19 protein-coding genes and 1 other RNA gene are annotated in these 19,684 nt (G+C 51.0%); 16 read left to right on the top strand and 4 right to left on the bottom strand.

Features of this window, described 5'->3' with window-relative positions; all coding sequences use genetic code 11:
* Positions 1-99: 99 nt before the first annotated feature.
* From petA to sspB, 5 genes are all read left to right on the top strand, one after another.
* Positions 100-690, top strand: coding sequence for a ubiquinol-cytochrome c reductase iron-sulfur subunit (gene petA, locus Q0852_RS14615; protein WP_299019159.1), 591 nt, complete (start codon positions 100-102; stop codon positions 688-690).
* Complete coding sequence (locus Q0852_RS14610; protein WP_299019158.1) at positions 690-1,955, top strand: cytochrome bc complex cytochrome b subunit; 1,266 nt, start codon at positions 690-692, stop codon at positions 1,953-1,955. Before petA ends, Q0852_RS14610 begins: the two co-directional genes overlap by 1 nt.
* Positions 1,952-2,689: a cytochrome c1 gene (locus Q0852_RS14605; RefSeq protein WP_299019156.1), complete on the top strand. Its 738-nt coding sequence runs from the start codon at positions 1,952-1,954 to the stop codon at positions 2,687-2,689. Before Q0852_RS14610 ends, Q0852_RS14605 begins: the two co-directional genes overlap by 4 nt.
* 85 nt (positions 2,690-2,774) lie before the next feature.
* A complete protein-coding gene (sspA, locus tag Q0852_RS14600; RefSeq protein WP_299019155.1) occupies positions 2,775-3,413 on the top strand; it encodes a stringent starvation protein SspA in 639 nt (212 codons plus the stop codon).
* A 2-nt stretch (positions 3,414-3,415) separates the two neighbouring features.
* Complete coding sequence (gene sspB, locus Q0852_RS14595; protein ID WP_299019154.1) at positions 3,416-3,925, top strand: ClpXP protease specificity-enhancing factor; 510 nt, start codon at positions 3,416-3,418, stop codon at positions 3,923-3,925.
* A gap of 79 nt (positions 3,926-4,004) precedes the next feature.
* Here the strand turns inward: sspB and Q0852_RS14590 are convergent, their stop codons facing one another.
* The 4 genes from Q0852_RS14590 to Q0852_RS14575 are packed head-to-tail and all read right to left on the bottom strand — an operon-like array spanning position 4,005 to position 7,316.
* Positions 4,005-4,541: a BON domain-containing protein gene (locus tag Q0852_RS14590; RefSeq protein WP_299019152.1), complete on the bottom strand. Its 537-nt coding sequence runs from the start codon at positions 4,539-4,541 to the stop codon at positions 4,005-4,007.
* A gap of 2 nt (positions 4,542-4,543) precedes the next feature.
* On the bottom strand, positions 4,544-5,134 hold the full coding sequence (locus Q0852_RS14585) for a phosphoheptose isomerase (RefSeq protein WP_299019150.1): 591 nt from the start codon (positions 5,132-5,134) through the stop codon (positions 4,544-4,546).
* 3 nt (positions 5,135-5,137) lie between these two features.
* Positions 5,138-5,512 (bottom strand): YraN family protein, encoded by a 375-nt coding sequence (locus Q0852_RS14580; protein ID WP_299019148.1) that lies wholly within the window; start codon positions 5,510-5,512, stop codon positions 5,138-5,140.
* Positions 5,490-7,316, bottom strand: coding sequence for a penicillin-binding protein activator (locus Q0852_RS14575; protein WP_299019147.1), 1,827 nt, complete (start codon positions 7,314-7,316; stop codon positions 5,490-5,492). Before Q0852_RS14575 ends, Q0852_RS14580 begins: the two co-directional genes overlap by 23 nt.
* A gap of 61 nt (positions 7,317-7,377) precedes the next feature.
* On the opposite strand from Q0852_RS14575, the gene rsmI reads away from it, so the two are divergent.
* The 11 genes from rsmI (at position 7,378) to murG (ending at position 19,681) form a co-directional block, all read left to right on the top strand.
* Complete coding sequence (gene rsmI, locus Q0852_RS14570) at positions 7,378-8,238, top strand: 16S rRNA (cytidine(1402)-2'-O)-methyltransferase (RefSeq protein ID WP_299019145.1); 861 nt, start codon at positions 7,378-7,380, stop codon at positions 8,236-8,238.
* An 88-nt stretch (positions 8,239-8,326) separates the two neighbouring features.
* An RNA gene (gene rnpB / locus Q0852_RS14565) (RNase P RNA component class A) lies at positions 8,327-8,704 on the top strand.
* Positions 8,705-9,070: 366 nt separating this feature from the next.
* Positions 9,071-10,018 (top strand): 16S rRNA (cytosine(1402)-N(4))-methyltransferase RsmH, encoded by a 948-nt coding sequence (rsmH, locus tag Q0852_RS14560; RefSeq protein ID WP_299019143.1) that lies wholly within the window; start codon positions 9,071-9,073, stop codon positions 10,016-10,018.
* Positions 10,015-10,335, top strand: a complete 321-nt coding sequence (gene ftsL, locus Q0852_RS14555) for a cell division protein FtsL (protein ID WP_299019141.1) — start codon at positions 10,015-10,017, stop codon at positions 10,333-10,335. Before rsmH ends, ftsL begins: the two co-directional genes overlap by 4 nt.
* A gap of 8 nt (positions 10,336-10,343) precedes the next feature.
* Positions 10,344-12,113: a penicillin-binding transpeptidase domain-containing protein gene (locus Q0852_RS14550; protein ID WP_299019140.1), complete on the top strand. Its 1,770-nt coding sequence runs from the start codon at positions 10,344-10,346 to the stop codon at positions 12,111-12,113.
* Positions 12,100-13,617 carry a UDP-N-acetylmuramoyl-L-alanyl-D-glutamate--2,6-diaminopimelate ligase gene (murE, locus tag Q0852_RS14545; protein ID WP_299019138.1) on the top strand — a complete coding sequence of 506 codons (1,518 nt, stop codon included), beginning with the start codon at positions 12,100-12,102 and terminating at the stop codon, positions 13,615-13,617. The genes Q0852_RS14550 and murE overlap by 14 nt, the downstream gene beginning before the upstream one ends.
* Entirely contained in the window at positions 13,614-15,005 is a 1,392-nt protein-coding gene (gene murF, locus Q0852_RS14540; RefSeq protein ID WP_299019136.1) for a UDP-N-acetylmuramoyl-tripeptide--D-alanyl-D-alanine ligase, read from the top strand. The genes murE and murF overlap by 4 nt, the downstream gene beginning before the upstream one ends.
* Positions 15,002-16,084, top strand: coding sequence for a phospho-N-acetylmuramoyl-pentapeptide-transferase (gene mraY, locus Q0852_RS14535; protein WP_299019135.1), 1,083 nt, complete (start codon positions 15,002-15,004; stop codon positions 16,082-16,084). The genes murF and mraY overlap by 4 nt, the downstream gene beginning before the upstream one ends.
* The gene (gene murD / locus Q0852_RS14530) at positions 16,085-17,422 is read left to right on the top strand and encodes a UDP-N-acetylmuramoyl-L-alanine--D-glutamate ligase (RefSeq protein ID WP_299019133.1); all 1,338 of its coding nucleotides are present in this window, start codon (positions 16,085-16,087) and stop codon (positions 17,420-17,422) included.
* A complete protein-coding gene (ftsW, locus tag Q0852_RS14525) occupies positions 17,422-18,603 on the top strand; it encodes a cell division protein FtsW (protein WP_299019131.1) in 1,182 nt (393 codons plus the stop codon). The genes murD and ftsW overlap by 1 nt, the downstream gene beginning before the upstream one ends.
* 13 nt (positions 18,604-18,616) lie before the next feature.
* On the top strand, positions 18,617-19,681 hold the full coding sequence (gene murG / locus Q0852_RS14520; protein ID WP_299019129.1) for an undecaprenyldiphospho-muramoylpentapeptide beta-N-acetylglucosaminyltransferase: 1,065 nt from the start codon (positions 18,617-18,619) through the stop codon (positions 19,679-19,681).
* Positions 19,682-19,684 lie beyond the last annotated feature (3 nt).

The following is a 19,684-nucleotide window of genomic DNA, read 5'->3' as shown; positions in this document are numbered from 1 at the left end:
TAAACTGTTGTTTCTTTCGTTGAAAGTTAGCCGCAAGCTCCAGGGACGCCAAGGGACATAATAATAATTCCAGAGCGGGAGCACATGGGAGAATGTTGGATGAGCAATGCGCCAGTAAGTAATGGCCGACGCCGCTTCCTGACTGCCACGACTTCGGTTGTTGGAGGCTTGGGTGCAGTCGCTGTGGCCGTGCCTTTTATCAAATCATGGAATCCGAGCGCCAAAGCAAAAGCCGCCGGTGCGCCTGTCGAAGTTGATATTAGCAAGTTGGAAGATGGCCAGATGATTCGCGTCGAATGGCGTGGTAAGCCTGTTTGGGTCGTGCGTCGTAGTGATGCCATTTTAAACCAATTGAGTGGCCACGATGGCCAGCTGCGAGATCCTGCCTCAGAAGAACCGCAGCAGCCGGAATATGCCCAGAATCAGTTTCGTTCAGTTAAACCTGAAATCTTTTTAGCCGTGGGGATCTGTACCCACCTCGGCTGTTCCCCGACGTATTTGCCAGACAGCTTCAGCGAACAGGTGAGCGGTATTACTGCCGGTTTTTTCTGTCCGTGTCATGGTTCCAAGTTTGACATGGCTGGCCGTGTCTTTGCTGGGGTTCCCGCGCCACTGAATCTGGTGGTTCCACCTCACACGTTCCTGGATGACAACACCATTCTGGTCGGTGTCGATGAGGAGACAGCCTAATGGAAGCTTTACTCGGTTGGATTGAAAAACGTCTTCCGATGATGAATGCCTACAAAAAGCATTTGTCTGAGTACCCGATGCCGAAAAACTTCAATTTTTGGTACCTGTTCGGTTCTTTGGCCATGTTGGTTTTGGTTAATCAGCTCCTTACTGGGATCTGGCTGACCATGAACTATATACCATCCGGTGAGGGGGCTTTTGCCTCGGTTGAATACATCATGCGTGATGTTGAATACGGCTGGTTACTGCGTTATATGCACTCGACCGGTGCGTCGGCATTTTTTGTCGTGGTATATCTGCATATGTTCCGAGGTTTGATTTACGGTTCGTACCAAAAGCCGCGTGAGTTGCTGTGGTTGTTTGGTATGTTGATCTTCCTCGTGCTGATGGCAGAGGCCTTTATGGGGTATTTGCTGCCATGGGGACAGATGTCTTACTGGGGAGCTCAGGTAATTATTTCCCTGTTTGGTGCGATTCCAGTGATCGGTGATGATCTGACGCTCTGGATCCGTGGTGACTATGTGATCTCCGGTGCGACACTGAACCGTTTCTTTGCCCTGCATGTGATTGCCTTACCTATAGTACTATTGTTGCTGGTGATGCTACATGTCCTGGCTTTGCATGAGGTTGGTTCGAACAACCCGGATGGTATTGAAACCAAATTGCCAAAAGGTACGAAGGGCGAGGGTTACAAAACTCAGTTCCCGTTTCATGAGTACTACAGCAAGAAATACGACATTATCGACTCTATTCCGTTCCACCCCTACGGAACGGTAAAAGATATGGTCGGTGTGGCTGTCTTCCTGTTCTTCTTCTGTTATGTGCTGTTCTTTAATCCGGAGATGGGCGGTTACTTCCTTGAGCCACCTAACTTTGAAGCGGCGAACCCGCTGAAGACTCCTGAGCATATTGCACCGGTATGGTACTTCACTCCGTTCTACGCCATCTTGCGTGCGGTGCCGGATAAGCTGCTTGGCGTTGTTGCGATGGGCGCCTCGATTGTGATGCTATTCCTGCTGCCTTGGCTGGATCGCTGTAAGGTGCGCTCTTACCGCTACCGCAGCAAAGTTCACCTGTTCAATATTATCCAGTTCACAGTCAGCTTTATTGCGCTGGGTATCCTCGGAGCGTTGCCGGCAACACCGACTTATACCTTGCTGGCGCAGATTTTCAGTCTGGGTTATTTCATGTTCTTTGTCTTGCTGTATTTCTATAGCAAGAACGAAGCAACCAAACCGCTACCAGAGAGGGTGACATTCAAATGAAGAAATTGATTGTAATGCTACTGGCTCTGTTACCTTCTTTGGTTATGGCGGCTGGTGCAAAAGTGCCGCTAGACGCTGCCAATAATGATTTGTCTGATAAAGCCTCGCTGCAGCGGGGTGCTAAGACGTTCATGAACTACTGCTTTGGCTGTCATGCCACTCAGTACCAACGTTATGAGCGCGTCGCGACCGATATTGGTATCCCCACAGAGCTGATGAAAGAGCACTTGATCTTTGATCCCAATGCCAAGATCGGTGATCTGATGACCAATGCGATTCCGACCGAATATGCTGCCGTGTCATTCGGTGCTCCGGCTCCGGATCTGACCTTGGTGGCCCGCGTGCGCGGTACCGACTGGCTCTATACCTACTTGCGTGCTTTCTATGCCGATCCTAGCCGTCCGTTCGGTGTGAATAACGTGGTATTCCCGAGTGTCGGGATGCCGCATGTTCTGGAGGAGCTGCAGGGTGTGCCGACTAAAGTGTATGAAACCCGCTTGGTTGATGGGGTTGAAGTGCAGGAATATGTGGGGATTGAATCGGACGGAACTGGTGAGCTGAACGCTGAAGAGTATGATGAGGTAGTTCGTGATCTGGTTAACTTCTTGGAGTATTCGGCCGAGCCGGTAAAACTAGAGCGTCAGCGCCTGGGTTTATGGGTAATGGGCTTTATCGCAGTATTCTTTGTACTAACCTTATTGTTGAAGAAAGAATATTGGCGTGATGTCCACTGATCGGGTAATCTAGTGGGTTAGTATCTCGCAATGGGGGCCCGAGCCTCCGTTGTTTTTTGTGTATTTAAGTATACTGGAGGGGTTAATGGCTGTTGCTGCCAATAAACGCTCTGTGATGACTCTGTATTCTGATGCTTCGGACATCTACAGCCATCAGGTGCGTATCGTACTAGCAGAAAAGGGTGTTAGTGTTGAAATCGAGCTGGTTGAACCAAACAACCTGCCGGAAGATCTAATGGACCTAAACCCGTACCACTCTGTTCCAACCCTGGTTGATCGTGAGCTTGCTCTTTACCAGGCTGGCATCATTATGGAGTATCTGGATGAGCGTTTCCCTCACCCGCCTCTGATGCCTGTTTACCCTGTTGCACGTGGTAACAGTCGTCTGATGATGTACCGTGTTGAGCGTAACTGGTACACACTGGCCGATAAAATTAACAAAGGCACAGCCGAAGAAGCAGATAAGGCACGTAAGCAATTGCGTGAAGAACTGCTTGCCCTAGCTCCTGTGTTTGCTGAGTTCCCATACTTCATGAGCGAAGAATTCAGCTTGGTTGATTGCTACCTGGCGCCGCTATTATGGCGTTTGCCTGCAATGGGCATTGAGCTGACTGGTGCGGGTTCAAAAGAAGTGAAAGCATACATGACTCGCGTATTTGAGCGTGACTCATTCCTTGCTTCACTGACTGAAGCTGAGCGTGAAATGCGCCTGGCTGGCCAATAAGAATGGATATGGAAAAAATGACGCCGCGCCGCCCGTACTTGGTGCGCGCATTTTATGACTGGTTAGTCGACAATGATCTGACACCTCATCTGGTTGTGGATGCAACCTTACCGAGTGTGAAGGTGCCTATGGAGTTTGTCAGCGACGGCCAGATCGTTCTGAATATTGCTCCGCGTGCGGTAGGTAACCTGGAATTGGGCAATGAAGCAATTAGCTTCAATGCTCGTTTCAGTGGCCGTCCACATTCTGTGATTGTACCTTTATATGCGGTCTTGGCTATCTATGCCCGTGAAAACGGTGCAGGAACCATGTTTGAGCCGGAACCGGCTTATGCTGCAGATATGGCGGAAGGTGATATTGTTGACGAAGATGAGCACCATGGTGCGATCATGGAAGTTGCCGAAGAGAGTTTGTCTCCAGTAGCAGAAGTGGTTGACTCTGATGATGATAATGACCCCGATGATGAGCCTCCTCGTCCTCGCGGTCGACCAAGTCTTCGCGTCGTTAAGTAAAAAAACGCAGCCACAAGGCTGCGTTTTTTCTTTTTACTAAGCTGGTTACGCTGTACTTATATCATCTCGTTGTTCGTCATTATTGAGGGTATTCGAATACCTTGACGACTTTCTTCACCCCGGAGACGTTACGTGCGATCTCTGCGGCAATATTACCTTGCTCGCGGGTCACATAGCCAAGCAGGAATACTTCCTGACTTTCAGTGATCACCTTGATTGAGACATCTTTCAGTTTTTTACTGCCAATCATCTGTGATTTGACTTTGGTTGTGAGCCAGCTGTCTGTACTAACCTCACCCAGTTGGGGCAGAGGTCGTATCTGGATCTGATTGTACACCGTCTTGACATTAGTCAGGGAGCGGACTTTGTCTGCCAACTGTTGGCGGGTTGCCTGATCGACAGCCTGGCCGACAAGCAGCACTTTTCCTTCCATTGCGATTGCGTTGATACGTACCTGCTGTTGGAAGGGAGGCTTATTGACCATTCCACCCACTTCCATTTCTATTTGCTGATCAAACCACTGTTGTTTGGCCGAGCGGGGATCTGAGGGGGCGATCATAGAGCACCCCTGAATGGTTAGCAGCAGAGCAACGAGCAGAACTCGGTACGTTTTCATAATTATCCTTCGTGCTGTGGGAACAGAACTTTGTCGATAAGATCACACAGGCAGTGGACGGTTAGCAGGTGGCCTTCCTGGATACGGGCTGTGCGCTGCGATGGAATGCGGATTTCGACATCTTGTACACCTAGCAGGCCAGCCATTTCGCCGCCGTCTTTGCCGGTCAGGGCAATGATCGTCATGTCACGGGTCAGGGCCGCTTCCATCGCTTTGATGATATTTTTGCTGTTACCACTCGTAGATAGGACAAAAAGAATGTCACCTTTTTGTCCAAGTGCTCGGACTTGTTTAGAGAAGATCTCGTCATGACTATAGTCATTGGCAACGGCTGTCAGCGTGGCGGTATCTGCCGTTAGGGCTAGTGCCGGTAGGCTTGGGCGCTCGGTTTCAAAACGGTTTATCAGGCAGGAGGCAAAGTGCTGGGAATTAGCCGCTGAGCCGCCGTTGCCGCAACATAAGATTTTGTTGCCGTTTAGCAAGCTCTGCACCATGATCTGGGCAGCCTGGGAAATCGCATCCGGCAGGGCTTCAGCGGCTGCGATTTGGGTTTGAATACTTTCAGTAAAGCTTTCTTTAATGCTCTCAAGCATGGATCAACCTTCAACTAGGATGTTGGTAAACCACTCAATCTGGTGCTCGTGACCTTCAATGGTAACGACATCAAACCTAAATTCAGTGTGTTCGGCCGAAAGGCCTTTTTGTTGTAGCCAAAACAGGGCGGCCCGTTTCAACTTTTGCTGTTTTCGCCAGTTTACCGCTTCGGCGGCAGAACCGTAATGGTTGCGTTGACGGAATTTAACTTCGACAAAGACCCAGCAGGTGCCATCTCGCATGATCACATCGATTTCACCGCTGCGGCACTGGAAGTTGCGGCACTCCGACACTAAGCCATGGCGGCGCAGATATTGCTCCGCCATGGCTTCGTAGGCTTTGCCTTGTCGGCGTTTATTGAACGGGGTCAATGCCATTGCCAGAGAATATAGCCCAGCTGAGCTGGCGCTGGATAACGCATTGGTCGTTAATACTCAGCTGGCCTGTTTTGCCTGGGGTGGTGTAATTATCGACCACGCGCATTTGCGGTAACTCGGCAATCATCTTGTAGGCATCCATTCCGAAGGCATGCAGGCGGATGTCGGTGTTTTTGGTATTGGGCCACAGCTCATTATAACGAGCCATGAAGTTGTGGTTGGCATTAACCAGTAGCGGGATGTCGCTGAATTCGATGCCGCGCAGTTCGTTCAGGTTGTTGCTGTCAGGGTAACTGCGGGAGCTGGCATACAGCTTTGGTGGCTTGATATCCGGGTTGATCGCGACTTCGATAAAGGGTTTAAGCAGGGTCAGCTCGTTTTTATTGGCAACCAGGTAGACGGCATCGGTGTCACGGCGGCTACGAGGCTGGGCTTCAAGTTCTATGTCTAGTACTTGCTGCATCTGGTTGATCCGTGACTGACTTTCTGTCAGGCCGAAGACTGACGCAATTTGCTGCTGGATCTGCTTACGGGAGCTGAAGCTGCTGGTTGCTGGCGATTTGCCTGTCAGTTGCTGCCATTGTTCAATGAAAGCATTGCTGACGCGTTGGCCAAAGTCATTGCCCGGAGCCAGAACCATCGGGTATTGGTGGCCTTTGGTAAACAGGTGCTGGGCGGCTTGCTCGGCTTCTTGCTCTGGCGAGAGCGAGAAATAGCAAGCATTGGATTGAGTCATTGATAGCTGTTCAGGCTCATTAAGAGCCAGCATGGCAATACTGTCGTTATTGCTGCGTTGGAACTCTGCTATCTTATTTTTACGTAGTGGGCCAATAACCAGTTCAATGCCGTCTTGCTTCAGCTTGCTAATGAGTGAGCTGAGAGGTTCGGCTTCAGTATCATAAATTGCCAGTTCGGTATCGGCATCACGGCCGGTATCGTCGAGCATGGCATTGATGAAGCCATCTCTGACGGCTTTGCCTGATTTTTCATAGCGTCCGCTCAGGGGGAGCAGGAGGGCGACATTATTGAGCTGGGTGATTTCCAATTCCATAATTGCCTGCAGCTCGGCCGGTAGATATTGGTTAGCTGGGTGGTACTGGTTTTGGGCGAGCCATTCCTCGACCATGACTTTGAGTTTGGCTGGGCGCTGAGAATAGGTGTTTTTCAGAATGCCCAGTTGCACCCAACCTCGTAAGACGGTTTCATTACCATCCAGAGAGGCTGACTGTAGTTGGTTGTTATTGTACTGAGCAATATCACGCCACAGATTATGCCAGTTTGCGGCTTTTTGTTCGGTCGCCAAGAACTGATCCAGTGCGGTTCGCTCTCGGGCTGCTTCGAAAGAACGTCCTGTCTGGGCAAATAGCTCCGCACGTAATAGGTGGTAACGTTTGTACTGACTATCGGCCAGAGTCCACCATGGCTGGAAGTTCAGGGTATCTAAGGCTGACAGCGGTTGTCCTTGCTGGTAGCGCAGGGTCGCACGAGCCAATTGCCACTCGGCCATTTGGAGCGGATTCATGGTCATTCTCCCCAGACGATTAGCTTGTTGCTCAGCCTGGGCCCAGCGACCTTCCTTGAGCAGAGCCTTTAGGGCAAGAATGTGCCAATCGATACTTTGGGTGCCTTCACTCGATTCGGCTTTGATCAGATAATTTGCTGCGCTGTCGGTTACGGCAGCGGTAATATCGGTGGTCACGGTCTGTTGTTGTGTTGGCGTCGAACATCCCGCCAACATCACTGCGAGGGCTACAGGCGCTAACAGTCGTGATACACTTTTACGCTTATGGGTAAAATTGAGCATTGAATTCATTCAACTGTGACAAATTACTCTCTATATTAATTGCAGATGAGATCTTAGACAAATGAGTGATACCAATTCATGCACGGTAGATGTCGCAACTTTGTACATCGTACCTACACCAATCGGTAATTTAGCGGATATTACGCAACGTGCATTGGATGTATTAGCAAATGTGGATTTAATTGCCGCAGAAGATACACGCCATACATCACGCTTGTTGACACATTTCTCTATCTCAACCCGCACCTTTGCGCTTCATGATCATAATGAGCAGCAAAAAGCTGACTATCTGATCGAGAAGCTGTTGGCGGGAACCAGTATCGCTTTGGTATCCGATGCCGGTACGCCACTTATCAGCGACCCAGGATACCATCTGGTTAACCGCTGCCGTCAAGCTGGCGTTAAAGTTGTTCCTCTTCCAGGCCCTTGCGCTGTGATCACCGCATTGAGTGGGGCAGGCCTCCCATCAGACCGTTTTAGCTTCGAAGGATTCCTGCCGCCGAAAAGCAAAGGACGCAAAGATCGTTTCCAGGAATTGGCAAATGACGAACGCACAATGATCTTCTATGAATCACCACATAGGATCATGGACTCGTTGGCCGATATGCTGGCGGTATTGGGGGCAGAACGCCAGGTTGTTCTGGCTCGAGAGTTGACCAAAACGTATGAAACAATTCACGGCGCGCCGCTGGGGGAGCTGATTGAGTGGTTGGGTGAAGACAGTAACCGTATTCGTGGTGAGATGGTACTGTTGGTGGCTGGTCATAGGGCCAAGAAAGATGATCTACCGGCTGAAGCGCTGCGCACGGTGACTTTGCTGACCAAGGAGCTGCCGCTGAAGAAGGCCTCTGCTCTGGCTGCAGAGATCCACGGTGTGAAGAAGAATGCGTTATACAAGTGGGGATTGGAGAATCTCGACTAAAGCACAATCGCTCTCTTTTCGAGCGTATCGGGGCGTAGTGGTATTTTTCACTGGTAACTGTGACCTAAGTCCTATACAATCCGTCGCCTGAGTTGGCCAGGTAACCGCTGCTTCGTTGATGTCCTTTGGGATACTGACGAAGGGGAGGAAAGTCCGGGCTCCACAGGGCAGGGTGCCAGATAACGTCTGGGGGGCGTAAGCCTACGACCAGTGCAGCAGAGAGTATACCGCCGATGGCCTTCGGGTACAGGTAAGGGTGAAAGGGTGCGGTAAGAGCGCACCGCGCGGCTAGTAATAGTTCGTGGCATGGTAAACTCCACCCGGAGCAAGACCAAATAGGTCCCTAATGGCGTGGCCCGCGTTGGGGACGGGTAGGTTGCTTGAGCCTGTGAGCGATTGCAGGCCTAGAGGAATGGTTACCACCGCGCGAGCGGGACAGAACCCGGCTTATCGGCCAACTCCCCTCTTTTTGAATAAAAGGTGATGTCATGCTCTGGAAACAGGGCGGGCGTCACCTTTTATCGTATATGGGCTTGTTTTTAAATAGAATTAACCCAGTATCTGTTTGGCATCAAAGCCAAATCTTCGCACAGTAATATCATTTGTTTGTTAGAAATCCGGGCTCTCGCTTGACAACTTTTTTGTCTCATACGTACACTTTGCGGTGGGATTTTGCGGGAAAAGCCGTTTGGTTACGATAAACATGTGTGCTTAATTACTAAAAGTCCTTTGTTGGCAGGCAATCTCCTTCTATATACATACTTTTCAAGCTGAGTTCGCCATTGTTTTTTTGGCGTACTTGGCGAGCTACATAACAGCTGAACTTATTTTTATGTCTGAACAATTTGAGCACGTTTCCGTTCTACTCCACGAATCTGTCGATGGTTTGGCTATCAAACCAGACGGTATCTATATCGATGGTACCTTTGGCCGTGGTGGCCACAGCCGCTTGATTTTGTCCCAATTGGGGGAAAACGGTCGCCTTTACAGTATTGATCGCGACCCTCAAGCGATTGCCGAAGCATCGAAAATCGATGATCCTCGCTTTACCATTATCCATGGTCCGTTTTCAGGGATGGACAAGTACATGGAAGAGTTGGATCTCATTGGCCGCGTTGATGGTGTATTGCTGGATTTGGGCGTGTCATCCCCCCAGCTAGATGATGCTGAACGTGGTTTTAGTTTTATGCGCGACGGTCCGCTGGATATGCGCATGGACCCAACGTCGGGAATTTCGGCCGCAGAATGGCTGGCGGAAGCTGATGCCGATGATATTGCCTGGGTACTGAAAGAGTTCGGCGAAGAGCGTTTTGCCAAGCGTATTGCCCGTGGCATCGTTGCTCACCGTGAAAATCCGGAAAAAGAGCCGCTGACCCGTACGACCCAGCTGGCAAGCCTTATTGCTGAAGTCTCACCATTTAGAGACAAGCATAAGCACCCGGCAACCCGTAGTTTCCAGGCTATCCGTATTTACATTAACAGTGAGCTGGAAGAGATTGATACGGCGTTGCATGGCGCGCTCAAGGTGTTAGCACCACAAGGGCGCCTGTCGGTGATTAGCTTCCACTCGCTGGAAGATCGCATGGTGAAACGCTTTATTCGCAAGCAGAGCAAGGGGCCGGAAGTGCCTGCTGGCCTGCCTTTGACTGAAGATCAGATTAAGGCATTGGGTTCAGCTGCACTGAAAACAGTTGGTAAAGCTATCAAGCCGTCAACATCTGAGATTTCAGATAATGCCCGTTCACGTAGCTCAGTATTGCGCCTGGCTGAACGAGTATGAATTCGGCTCCGGAACCAACAGGTAACCTCGCCCGCCTAATCGCACGGGATCTCGTGTCGATTGGACGGGGGCCGTTGATCCTTTTGGTTCTGGTGCTTATTTCTGCATTGGGTGTTGTACTGATCACTCACCATTCGCGACAGCTGGTTGCGCAGCAGGAGCAGTTGCTTATCGACCGGGATCAGCTGGATATCGAATGGCGAAATCAGATCCTGGAAGAAAACTCGCTGGCGGAGCACAGCCGGATAGAACGGCTGGCCGAGAAGGAGCTGGAAATGAAGCGTCCTTCGGTAGACAGTGAAGTCGTCGTACAGTAATAGAGTTGATGAATATATTTAAGCGCCAACAAACGAAGAATCAGCGTCGCCAGAAAGCGCCACCGGTTTTTATCCCGTGGCGCTTTGGTGTTATATGTGGTTGTGTAGCTTTGGCGTTGTTCGCCTTGGTTGGCCGTGCCACTTATATTCAGGTTCTGGAGCCGGGTAAACTGATCCAGGAAGGTGATATGCGCTCCCTGCGTGTGAAAGCCATGCCTTCTGCCCGCGGTATTATTTCTGATCGCAATAACGAACAGTTGGCGGTCAGTGTGCCGGTTCAGGCCGTTTGGGCCGACCCGGTTCAAATCTACAAAAATGGTGGTTTGCAACAGAGAGACAGCTGGTTTGCGCTAGCGGACGTTCTGGGGCTTGACCGCCAGCAGCTGTTATCACGCCTCGAAAAGAACAAGAAACGTCGATTTATTTACCTTCAGCGGCAGGTGAGCCCCGCAATGGCGGCGTATGTCAGTAAGCTGAAGTTGCCGGGGATCGGTCTTAAAGACGAGTCCCGCCGCTTTTATCCTTCCGGAGAAGTCAGTGCCCACCTAATTGGGGTGACGGGGATCGACAGCCATGGCCTCGAAGGTGTTGAGCGTACCTACGATGGCTGGCTTACCGGTGAGCCGGGGCGACGAACGGTCCGAAAAGATCGTTATGGCCGGGTGGTTGAAAATATTTCGTTGAAACAGCGTGAGCCGGGTAAACCGTTGACGCTGAGTATCGACCAGCGCCTGCAAGCAATGGCTTATCGTGCTGTAAAACAGGCAGTTGCTGATTACCGGGCAACCTCAGCCACTATCGTGATGGTGGATGTTCGTACCGGTGAGGTACTGGCAATGGTCAATGCGCCGTCTTATAACTCCAATAACCGTGAGCAACTGCAGAGTTTCCGGATGCGAAACCGTGCAATCACAGATGCGATGGAACCGGGCTCGACCATTAAACCATTTATCGTGCTTGCGGCGATGGAAAACGACGTGGCAGATGAAGATACCATTATTGATACCGGCAACGGCATTATGCAAGTTGGCGGAAGCCGAGTACGGGATGTATCCCGGGTCGGCAAAGCTGACCTTGCCCGAATTCTCCAGAAGTCGAGTAACATCGGGGTGAGCAAGCTGTCGTTGGCGATGCCGATTGATGCGGTGTTGGGGATGTACAGTAGCGTCGGGCTGGGGGATGCCTCCGGGATCAATTTGATTGGTGAAACACAGGGCTTTTTCCCGGACCGCCGTCGTTGGTCTGATTTTGAGCGGGCGACATTAGCTTTTGGTTACGGTATCTCGGTAACACCACTTCAATTGGCCCGGGCCTATGCGACCCTGGGTTCCATGGGGGTTAACCGTCCGCTCTCAATCCTGAAAACAGAGCAAGTGGTACCGGGGCGTCAGGTCGCTTCGAGTGAAAATACCCGCAAATTACTTAACATGCTGGAGATGGTTACCAGCAAAGAAGGCAGTGCCAAGCGCGCCGCGGTTCCGGGTTACCGGGTTGGGGCTAAAACCGGTACAGCGAAGAAAGCTGCTGCGGGTGGTTACAGTGATGAATATATTGCTATGACAGCCGGTTTGGCGCCGATCAGCAATCCGCGCCTGGCGATGGTCGTTGTTGTTAATGAGCCGCAGGGCGACAAATATTATGGCGGTGCCATTGCTGCCCCGATTTTTTCTGAAGTGATGGAAAGCGCACTTCAAATATTGAATGTTCCGCCGGATGCCGGGACACATGAAAAACTAAATGTTGTACATAACAGAGGCAATGCCCATGTCGGTACTTAACCTGAATAATAAAGTGGGAGCCTTGTTGTCTCCATGGATTGCAGCTGCGGCGTTGCCTGCCAAGCTGTCCGCTATCGAGTTGGCTGGCATGACGTTAGACAGCCGCCTGGTGCGCGATGGAGAGATGTTTGTTGCCGTAAAGGGCCATGCCGTAGACGGCCGCCGTTTTATACCGACAGCTATTGAAGCTGGCGCAGCCGTGGTATTGGCTGAGGCCGAAGGCATTGCCGAGCATGGTGAGGTTACCTGCCAAAACGGAACTTATATTGTATATCTGAGTGATCTGGGAACGCTGCTGTCAGCGATTGCCCGTCGTTTTTATGGCTCACCAGACGATCAGCTAAAGCTGGTTGCTGTGACGGGAACTAATGGCAAGACAACGATCAGCCAGCTGCTGGCGCAGTGGGCAGAACTGTTAGGTTACCGTGCAGGTGTGATGGGTACGACTGGAAACGGTTTGTTGCAGCAGCTGAAACCTGCGGTGAATACAACTGGTAGCGCGATTGAAATTTCTCAGGTGCTGTCAGGACTGGTTCATGACGGTGCTGATTTTGCGGCAATGGAAGTATCTTCCCATGGTTTGGTACAGAGCAGGGTTAAGGCACTGAATTTTGCTGCCAGTATTTTTACCAACTTGAGTCGCGATCATCTGGATTACCACGGTGATATGGCGGCCTATGCCGAAGCCAAAAAGGTGTTGTTTACCGAGCACCAGGCTGGCGTTGCGGTAATCAACGCAGATGATCCTGTTGGACGTGACTGGCTCACTACCCTGCCGGACGCAGTGGCCGTCAGCACTGATAAAACGGGTTTAGAGGCGCATCAAGGCCCGGCATTATGGTTGGAGCAGGTTGAATACAGCACCCTGGGGGTCACCGTTTCGTTTGATTCGTCTTGGGGAGCAGGTCAGTTTACGGCACCCTTGGTTGGGTCGTTTAACGTTATGAATCTAATGCTGGCGTTGGCGACGCTGCTTGCGACAGGTCACCCGTTAGCTCGTCTGTTGGAGATGGCTCCGCAGCTTCAGGCTGTCATCGGCCGGATGGAGGTTTTTCAGAAACCTGACAAACCTATGATGGTGGTTGATTATGCTCATACACCAGATGCACTGGAAAAAGCACTTCGTGCCCTGCGGGTGCACTGTAACGGAAAGTTGTGGTGTATTTTCGGTTGTGGGGGTGACCGCGACAGCGGTAAGCGCCCGATGATGGCGGAAATTGCTGAGCGCCTGGCTGATCAGATCATCTTGACCGATGATAATCCACGCAGCGAATCCCCAGCACTGATTGTGGCTGATATGCTGGCAGGCCTTAAGCAGCCTGAGCAGGCAAAGGTACTGCATGAACGTCACAAAGCGTGTCAGTGGGCACTAACTCAAGCTGGCGCAGATGATATTGTATTGGTTGCTGGCAAAGGGCATGAGGATTATCAGATTCTGGCTGATCGCACGATTCATTATTCAGATCGTGAAACTGTACAGGCATTACTGGAGAATAACGCATGATTGAGGTTCAGCTTTCACAACTGGCTGAGGTTTTAGGAGCTGAGTTAGTTGGCGCTGATAAAGTAATTGGCAATGTCTCGACAGATACCCGAAAGATAGCTGATAAAACGTTATTTATTGCGCTAAAGGGCGAGCGCTTTGATGCCCATGACTTTTGTCTGAATGCCATGGAAAATGGGGCTGATGCTCTGCTGGTAAGCCGGCACTTATCTGTTGAGCTGCCACAGTTGGTAGTTAAGGATACTCGTTTGGCTCTGGGGAACTTGGGCGCCTGGTTGAAGCAGCAGATGGAGCTGCAATACGGTCTGAAAACCTTGGCCCTGACCGGGAGTTGCGGCAAAACGACGGTTAAGGAAATGGCGGCGGCGATTTTGGGCCAGAAAGGTAAGGTGCTGGCGACTGCTGGTAACTTCAACAATGATATCGGTGTTCCGCTGACCCTGCTGCGCCTGACACCAGAGTATGAATTTGCGGTGGTTGAGCTGGGAGCTAATCATCAGAATGAGATTTCCTACACGACGAATTTGGTCAAGCCTCAGGTGGCACTGATCAATAATCTGGCTGCTGCACACCTTGAGGGCTTTGGTTCCCTCAAAGGCGTAGCTAAGGCAAAAGGTGAAATCTTTGAAGGCCTTACTCCGTTTTTCCAGGAGAGCGGAACTCGGGCGACAGCGATTCTCAATCTTGATTCTAACGATCAGGTATTATGGCAGCCATTGCTGGCTGGTCATCAGGTGGTGACTTTTTCCAGCAGTCAGTCTGCGGCTGACTTCTCAGCTAGTGACATAATTATTAACAGTCAAGGGCGCGCTTGTTTTACAATGCATACCCCTTGCGGCGATACATCAGTGACCCTGACGTTGCCAGGTGCCCATAATGTGGCAAATGCGCTGGCGGCTGCAGCAATGAGTATGGCGATGGGCGTATCACTGGAGCAGGTTAAAAGCGGTCTGGAGCAGGTCGAAAATGTGAAAGGACGGGTAGATGTTACACAGCCGCGCGAAGGCCTGCGTCTGATTGACGATACCTACAATGCCAGTGTGGCATCTGTTAAGGCGGCAATTGATTTGTTGGCAACCTTTTCTGGCCAGCGTTGGTTTGTCCTTGGTGACATGGCTGAGCTGGGCGACGACAGTGCAGCTTTACACCGTGAGGTTGCTGAGTATGCGATGGATAAATCGCTCGACTGCGTACTGACATACGGAAAAGCTAGTGCGGTGGTGAGTGAACTAAACCGCGGCCAACATTTTGACGATAAGTCAGCGTTGATCCAACTGCTGACAGAACAACTAAATTCACAAAAAACAGAGGTTACAGTGCTGGCAAAGGGAGCGCGTAGTTCCCGGATGGAAGAAGTCATTGCCGCACTGCAGGAAAACACACAATGATCTACTGGTTATCTGACGTACTACAGTCTACGTTCCCTTTTTTCCGCTTGTTTGAGTACCTGACGTTTCGCGCGATTATCAGTGTCCTGACAGCTTTGCTACTTTCGCTGTGGATGGGACCTCGCTTGATTGCCCGTTTGCAGATGCTACAGATTGGTCAGGTGGTACGTGACGAAGGGCCTGAGTCTCACTTTAGTAAGCGAGGCACCCCGACGATGGGGGGGCTCATGATCCTGGCTGCAATCTCTATTACTGTGTTGCTTTGGTGTGATTTGTCCAACCCGTATGTTTGGGCGGTACTGACAGTCATGCTTGGCTATGGCGCGGTCGGTTTTGTGGATGACTACCGTAAAGTTGTGCGCAAGAACACTGATGGCTTGATTGCGCGCTGGAAGTATTTCTGGCAGTCAGTTATTGCTTTCGGTGTTGCATTTGCTCTGTATATCCACGGTCAAGATACTGCAGCAACCCAGCTGGTGGTACCGTTCTTCAAGGATGTTATGCCGCAGCTTGGTCTGTTTTATATCGTATTTACCTATTTTGTGATTGTTGGTACCAGTAATGCTGTCAATCTGACTGATGGCCTTGATGGTTTGGCGATTATGCCGACGGTGATGGTTGCCGCGGGGATGGCATTTATTGCCTGGGCGACCGGTAATGTGAACTTTGCTAACTACCTACATATTCCGCATCTGAAAGATGCCAGCGAGTTGGTGGTGGTGTGTACCGCGATTGTCGGTGCTGGTTTGGGCTTCTTGTGGTTTAACACCTATCCGGCACAGGTCTTTATGGGCGATGTTGGTTCATTGGCTCTGGGCGGTGCGCTAGGTACGATTGCTGTGCTGGTACGCCAGGAGCTGTTGCTGGTCGTGATGGGCGGTGTTTTCGTGATGGAAACTGTATCAGTGATCCTGCAGGTGGGCTCATACAAGTTGCGTGGCCAACGTATTTTCCGTATGGCGCCGATCCATCACCACTATGAGCTAAAAGGCTGGCCGGAGCCTCGTGTAATTGTCCGTTTCTGGATCATTACTCTGATGCTGGTTTTGATTGCTTTGGCAACATTGAAGGTACGTTAAATGAAAGGGTTGGACGGTGTGAAAAACGTTGTTGTTATCGGTCTGGGAATGACAGGCCTGTCAGTGGTGAACCATTTACTGCGTTTGCCGCAATCACTTGAGGTAAAAGTGATCGACACCCGCAACGCACCGCCCGGCCAGGATCAGTTACCAGCATCTGTCATGTTATGTCGCGGCCATTGGAATATGGACTGGCTGCTGGCAGCCGATATGATTGTTGCAAGCCCAGGGGTCGCATTAGCGACCCCTGAGCTGGTTCAGGCGGCCGAAGCCGGTATTGAGATTATCGGTGATATCGAACTGTTTGCCCGTGCCGTAACTAAGCCGGTCGTGGCTATTACAGGATCTAACGGTAAGAGTACGGTAACCGGCTTGGTTGGCGAAATGGCTAAAGAGGCAGGCATTAATGTGGGGGTTGGCGGCAACATTGGTTTTGCTGCTCTTGATATGCTGGCGCAGGATCATGATCTTTATGTCCTTGAGCTATCCAGTTTTCAGCTGGAAACGACGGCATCCTTGCAGCTCAAGGCTGCGGTTTACCTGAACCTGTCCGAAGATCATATGGATCGTTATAACGGTTTGAATGATTACAGCCAAGCCAAAATGCGTATTTTTCAGCATGCTGAGCTGGCGGTATTTAATCGTGATGATCTGGCAACACGGCCGGTATCATTTAACGGTTCTATGACAAGTTTTGGTTTTGATTCAGATGCCTATGGGCTGGTGGTTGTTGACGGGGAAGAGTTCCTTGCCGTTGAACAGCAACCTGTGATGGCGACACGCGATATTGCTCTGGTTGGTCGTCATAATGTAGCTAATAGTCTGGCCGCTCTGGCATTGGCCGATGCTGCCGGAATTGAGCGTGAAGCTGCTTGTCGGGCGCTTCGCTGCTATAATGGTTTGGCTCATCGCTGCCAGTTGATAGCCAGTTATCAGGATGTGCGTTGGGTTAATGACTCGAAGGCGACTAACCTTGCCAGTACTTTAGCTGCCTTAAAGGGACTTGAGCTAAAGGGCAAGCTACACCTGTTGGTGGGCGGTGATGGCAAAGGGGCTGATTTTTCAGAACTGAAGCCGGTTTTAGCTAACTTAAATGTCCAGCTTTATTGTTATGGCCGGGATGGCCATCACTTTGCTTCCCTTGTTGAAGCGCCGTTATCAGTCGACACCATGGAGCAGGCAATGATAATAGCGGCAGACACTGCACAGGCTGGAGATATGGTATTGCTATCGCCAGCTTGTGCCAGCTTTGATCAGTACCCCAATTTTATGGCTCGGGGTGATGCTTTTGTCGCACTGGCGACCGAGTTGCAGTATAACGTCGCCGGAGCGAAGTGATGCTGGAGCAGGTCAAGGAGAGTTTTTCTTCAGCCGGTGACTGGTTAACCCGCCCCGCAGCGCCATGTCTGTACGACCGTCAGCTGGTGTGGATTTCGCTGGCTCTGATGGTGACCGGGTTGGTGATGGTTACATCGGCCTCGGTGCCGGTGGCTACCCGTCTGACCGATATGCCATTTTATTTTGCTTTGCGCCATGGGGTTTTTCTGCTCTGCTCGTTGGTGATCGCCAGCGTCATGGTGCAAATCCCGTTGGCTCGCTGGCGTCAGCTTAGCGTGCCGATGCTGCTGGTTTCAATATTGCTGCTGGTTGCCGTTTTGGCTATTGGGCATTCGGTTAATGGTGCTGCTCGCTGGATCCCGCTGGGAATTTTCAACTTGCAGCCGGCCGAGGTGGCCAAACTATCGCTGTTTATTTTTCTGGCTGGGTATTTGGTTCGTCAGTACGATCAGGTTCGCGAGAGCTTGTTTGGCTTCATCAAGCCGCTGGCGGTATTGGCAATTCTTGCCGTACTCTTGCTGCAGCAGCCGGATCTGGGCTCCTTTGTCGTGATGTTCGTTACCACTGTCGCCATGTTGTTTATTGCCGGGGCCAAGCTGTGGCAATTTCTGGCCATGCTGGCGATGGCGGTGCTGGGGATCATTCTGTTGATTGTCGTTGAACCGTACCGTATGCGCCGGGTGACTTCTTTTATGGATCCATGGGAAGACCCGTTTGGCAGTGGTTATCAGCTCACTCAGTCACTAATGGCATTTGGTCGAGGTGACTGGTTTGGCCAAGGACTCGGTAACTCGATCCAGAAGTTAGAATACCTACCAGAAGCGCATACCGACTTTGTATTTGCGGTATTGGCCGAGGAAGTTGGGCTGATTGGTGTCACCATCGTGCTGTTGCTGATATTTTCGCTGGTTTTCAAGGCGCTATTTATTGGTCGCAAATGCCTGCTGTCAGGACAGTTATTTGGTGGGTTCCTGGCATTTGGCTTTGGCTTTTGGTTTGCCTTTCAGACGCTGGTAAATGTCGGTGCTGCAGTAGGGTTAGTGCCGACAAAAGGCCTGACATTGCCACTGATCAGTTACGGTGGATCCAGTTTGTTTATCATGGCGACGGCGGTTTCCATATTGATACGCATTGATCATGAGCAGCGGTTGGCTGCCAAGTATGGCCCTGCGAAAGAATGAGAAGATAACGAGAATGAACAAGAATAAACGCTTGCTGGTCATGGCTGGTGGTACGGGGGGACATGTTTTTCCCGGATTGGCAGTAGCCAAGAAGCTTCAGGAAGAAGGATGGGAAATCCACTGGCTTGGCACGGCTGACCGTATGGAGGCCGAGTTGGTACCCAAGCACGGTATCGACATCGATTTCATTAAAGTTAAAGGCTTACGGGGCCAGGGCATTGTCCGTTTGCTTGTTGCGCCACTCAAAATAGTCGGTGCTATTTTTCAGGCCCGTAAATACATTAAAGCCTGGCAGCCTGACGTGGTGCTGGGGATGGGCGGTTATGTTAGTGGGCCGGGTGGTGTTGCGGCCTGGCTTTCCGGTGTTCCGGTGGTATTGCACGAACAAAATGCCGTTGCCGGGCTGACAAATCAGTGGTTGTCCCGAATTGCCGCGAAGGTTCTCCAGGCATTCCCTGGGGCATTTCCAAATCAGGAGGTGGTCGGAAATCCTGTTCGTCAGGATGTGACTAAGCTGCCGATTCCCAAAGAACGTCTTGCTGAACGTCAGGGACCGATCCGTATTCTTGTGATGGGCGGTAGTCAGGGGGCTAGCATTTTGAATCAGACTATGCCAAAAGTCGCGGGTCTACTTGGTGAGCAAGCGGCTATCTGGCACCAGGCTGGTAAAGGCAGCCAGTTTGAGACTGAGCAGGCGTATGCGGCCAAGACAGATGTCCAGCATAAGGTCACTGAATTTATCGATGATGTTGCAGCGGCTTACGCTTGGGCCGATATTGTGGTTTGCCGTTCAGGTGCGCTGACAGTCTCTGAGCTTTCAGCTGCGGGAGTCGGTGCTATTTTTATTCCGTTTATGCACAAAGATCGTCAACAGGCACTGAATGCCGACCATTTGGTTCAGTGTGGGGCGGCCAAGATGATTGAACAGCCGGATTTGACCGCGGCTGGTTTGGTAGAAGAATTAAAACAGTTAGATCGTGACGCACTTGTCAAAATGGCAATGGCAGCACGAGATGCAGCGATCCTTGATGCTGATGCCAGAGTGGCTGAAGTGATTAAATCGTTGGCAAATAAATAAGAC

Source organism: uncultured Photobacterium sp., from assembly GCF_947502415.1.
Classification (GTDB): domain Bacteria; phylum Pseudomonadota; class Gammaproteobacteria; order Enterobacterales; family Vibrionaceae; genus Photobacterium.
This window is presented reverse-complemented; position numbering and strand designations above follow the sequence as displayed.

Bases quoted from the DNA above. Each gene is read 5' to 3' on its own strand.
- petA (WP_299019159.1), top strand. From the start codon at position 100: ATGAGCAATGCGCCAGTAAGTAATGGCCGACGCCGCTTCCTGACTGCC.
- Q0852_RS14610 (WP_299019158.1), top strand. From the start codon at position 690: ATGGAAGCTTTACTCGGTTGGATTGAAAAACGTCTTCCGATGATGAAT.
- Q0852_RS14605 (WP_299019156.1), top strand. From the start codon at position 1,952: ATGAAGAAATTGATTGTAATGCTACTGGCTCTGTTACCTTCTTTGGTT.
- sspA (WP_299019155.1), top strand. From the start codon at position 2,775: ATGGCTGTTGCTGCCAATAAACGCTCTGTGATGACTCTGTATTCTGAT.
- sspB (WP_299019154.1), top strand. From the start codon at position 3,416: ATGGATATGGAAAAAATGACGCCGCGCCGCCCGTACTTGGTGCGCGCA.
- Q0852_RS14590 (WP_299019152.1), bottom strand. From the start codon at position 4,541: ATGAAAACGTACCGAGTTCTGCTCGTTGCTCTGCTGCTAACCATTCAG.
- Q0852_RS14585 (WP_299019150.1), bottom strand. From the start codon at position 5,134: ATGCTTGAGAGCATTAAAGAAAGCTTTACTGAAAGTATTCAAACCCAA.
- Q0852_RS14580 (WP_299019148.1), bottom strand. From the start codon at position 5,512: ATGGCATTGACCCCGTTCAATAAACGCCGACAAGGCAAAGCCTACGAA.
- Q0852_RS14575 (WP_299019147.1), bottom strand. From the start codon at position 7,316: ATGCTCAATTTTACCCATAAGCGTAAAAGTGTATCACGACTGTTAGCG.
- rsmI (WP_299019145.1), top strand. From the start codon at position 7,378: ATGAGTGATACCAATTCATGCACGGTAGATGTCGCAACTTTGTACATC.
- rsmH (WP_299019143.1), top strand. From the start codon at position 9,071: ATGTCTGAACAATTTGAGCACGTTTCCGTTCTACTCCACGAATCTGTC.
- ftsL (WP_299019141.1), top strand. From the start codon at position 10,015: ATGAATTCGGCTCCGGAACCAACAGGTAACCTCGCCCGCCTAATCGCA.
- Q0852_RS14550 (WP_299019140.1), top strand. From the start codon at position 10,344: ATGAATATATTTAAGCGCCAACAAACGAAGAATCAGCGTCGCCAGAAA.
- murE (WP_299019138.1), top strand. From the start codon at position 12,100: ATGTCGGTACTTAACCTGAATAATAAAGTGGGAGCCTTGTTGTCTCCA.
- murF (WP_299019136.1), top strand. From the start codon at position 13,614: ATGATTGAGGTTCAGCTTTCACAACTGGCTGAGGTTTTAGGAGCTGAG.
- mraY (WP_299019135.1), top strand. From the start codon at position 15,002: ATGATCTACTGGTTATCTGACGTACTACAGTCTACGTTCCCTTTTTTC.
- murD (WP_299019133.1), top strand. From the start codon at position 16,085: ATGAAAGGGTTGGACGGTGTGAAAAACGTTGTTGTTATCGGTCTGGGA.
- ftsW (WP_299019131.1), top strand. From the start codon at position 17,422: ATGCTGGAGCAGGTCAAGGAGAGTTTTTCTTCAGCCGGTGACTGGTTA.
- murG (WP_299019129.1), top strand. From the start codon at position 18,617: ATGAACAAGAATAAACGCTTGCTGGTCATGGCTGGTGGTACGGGGGGA.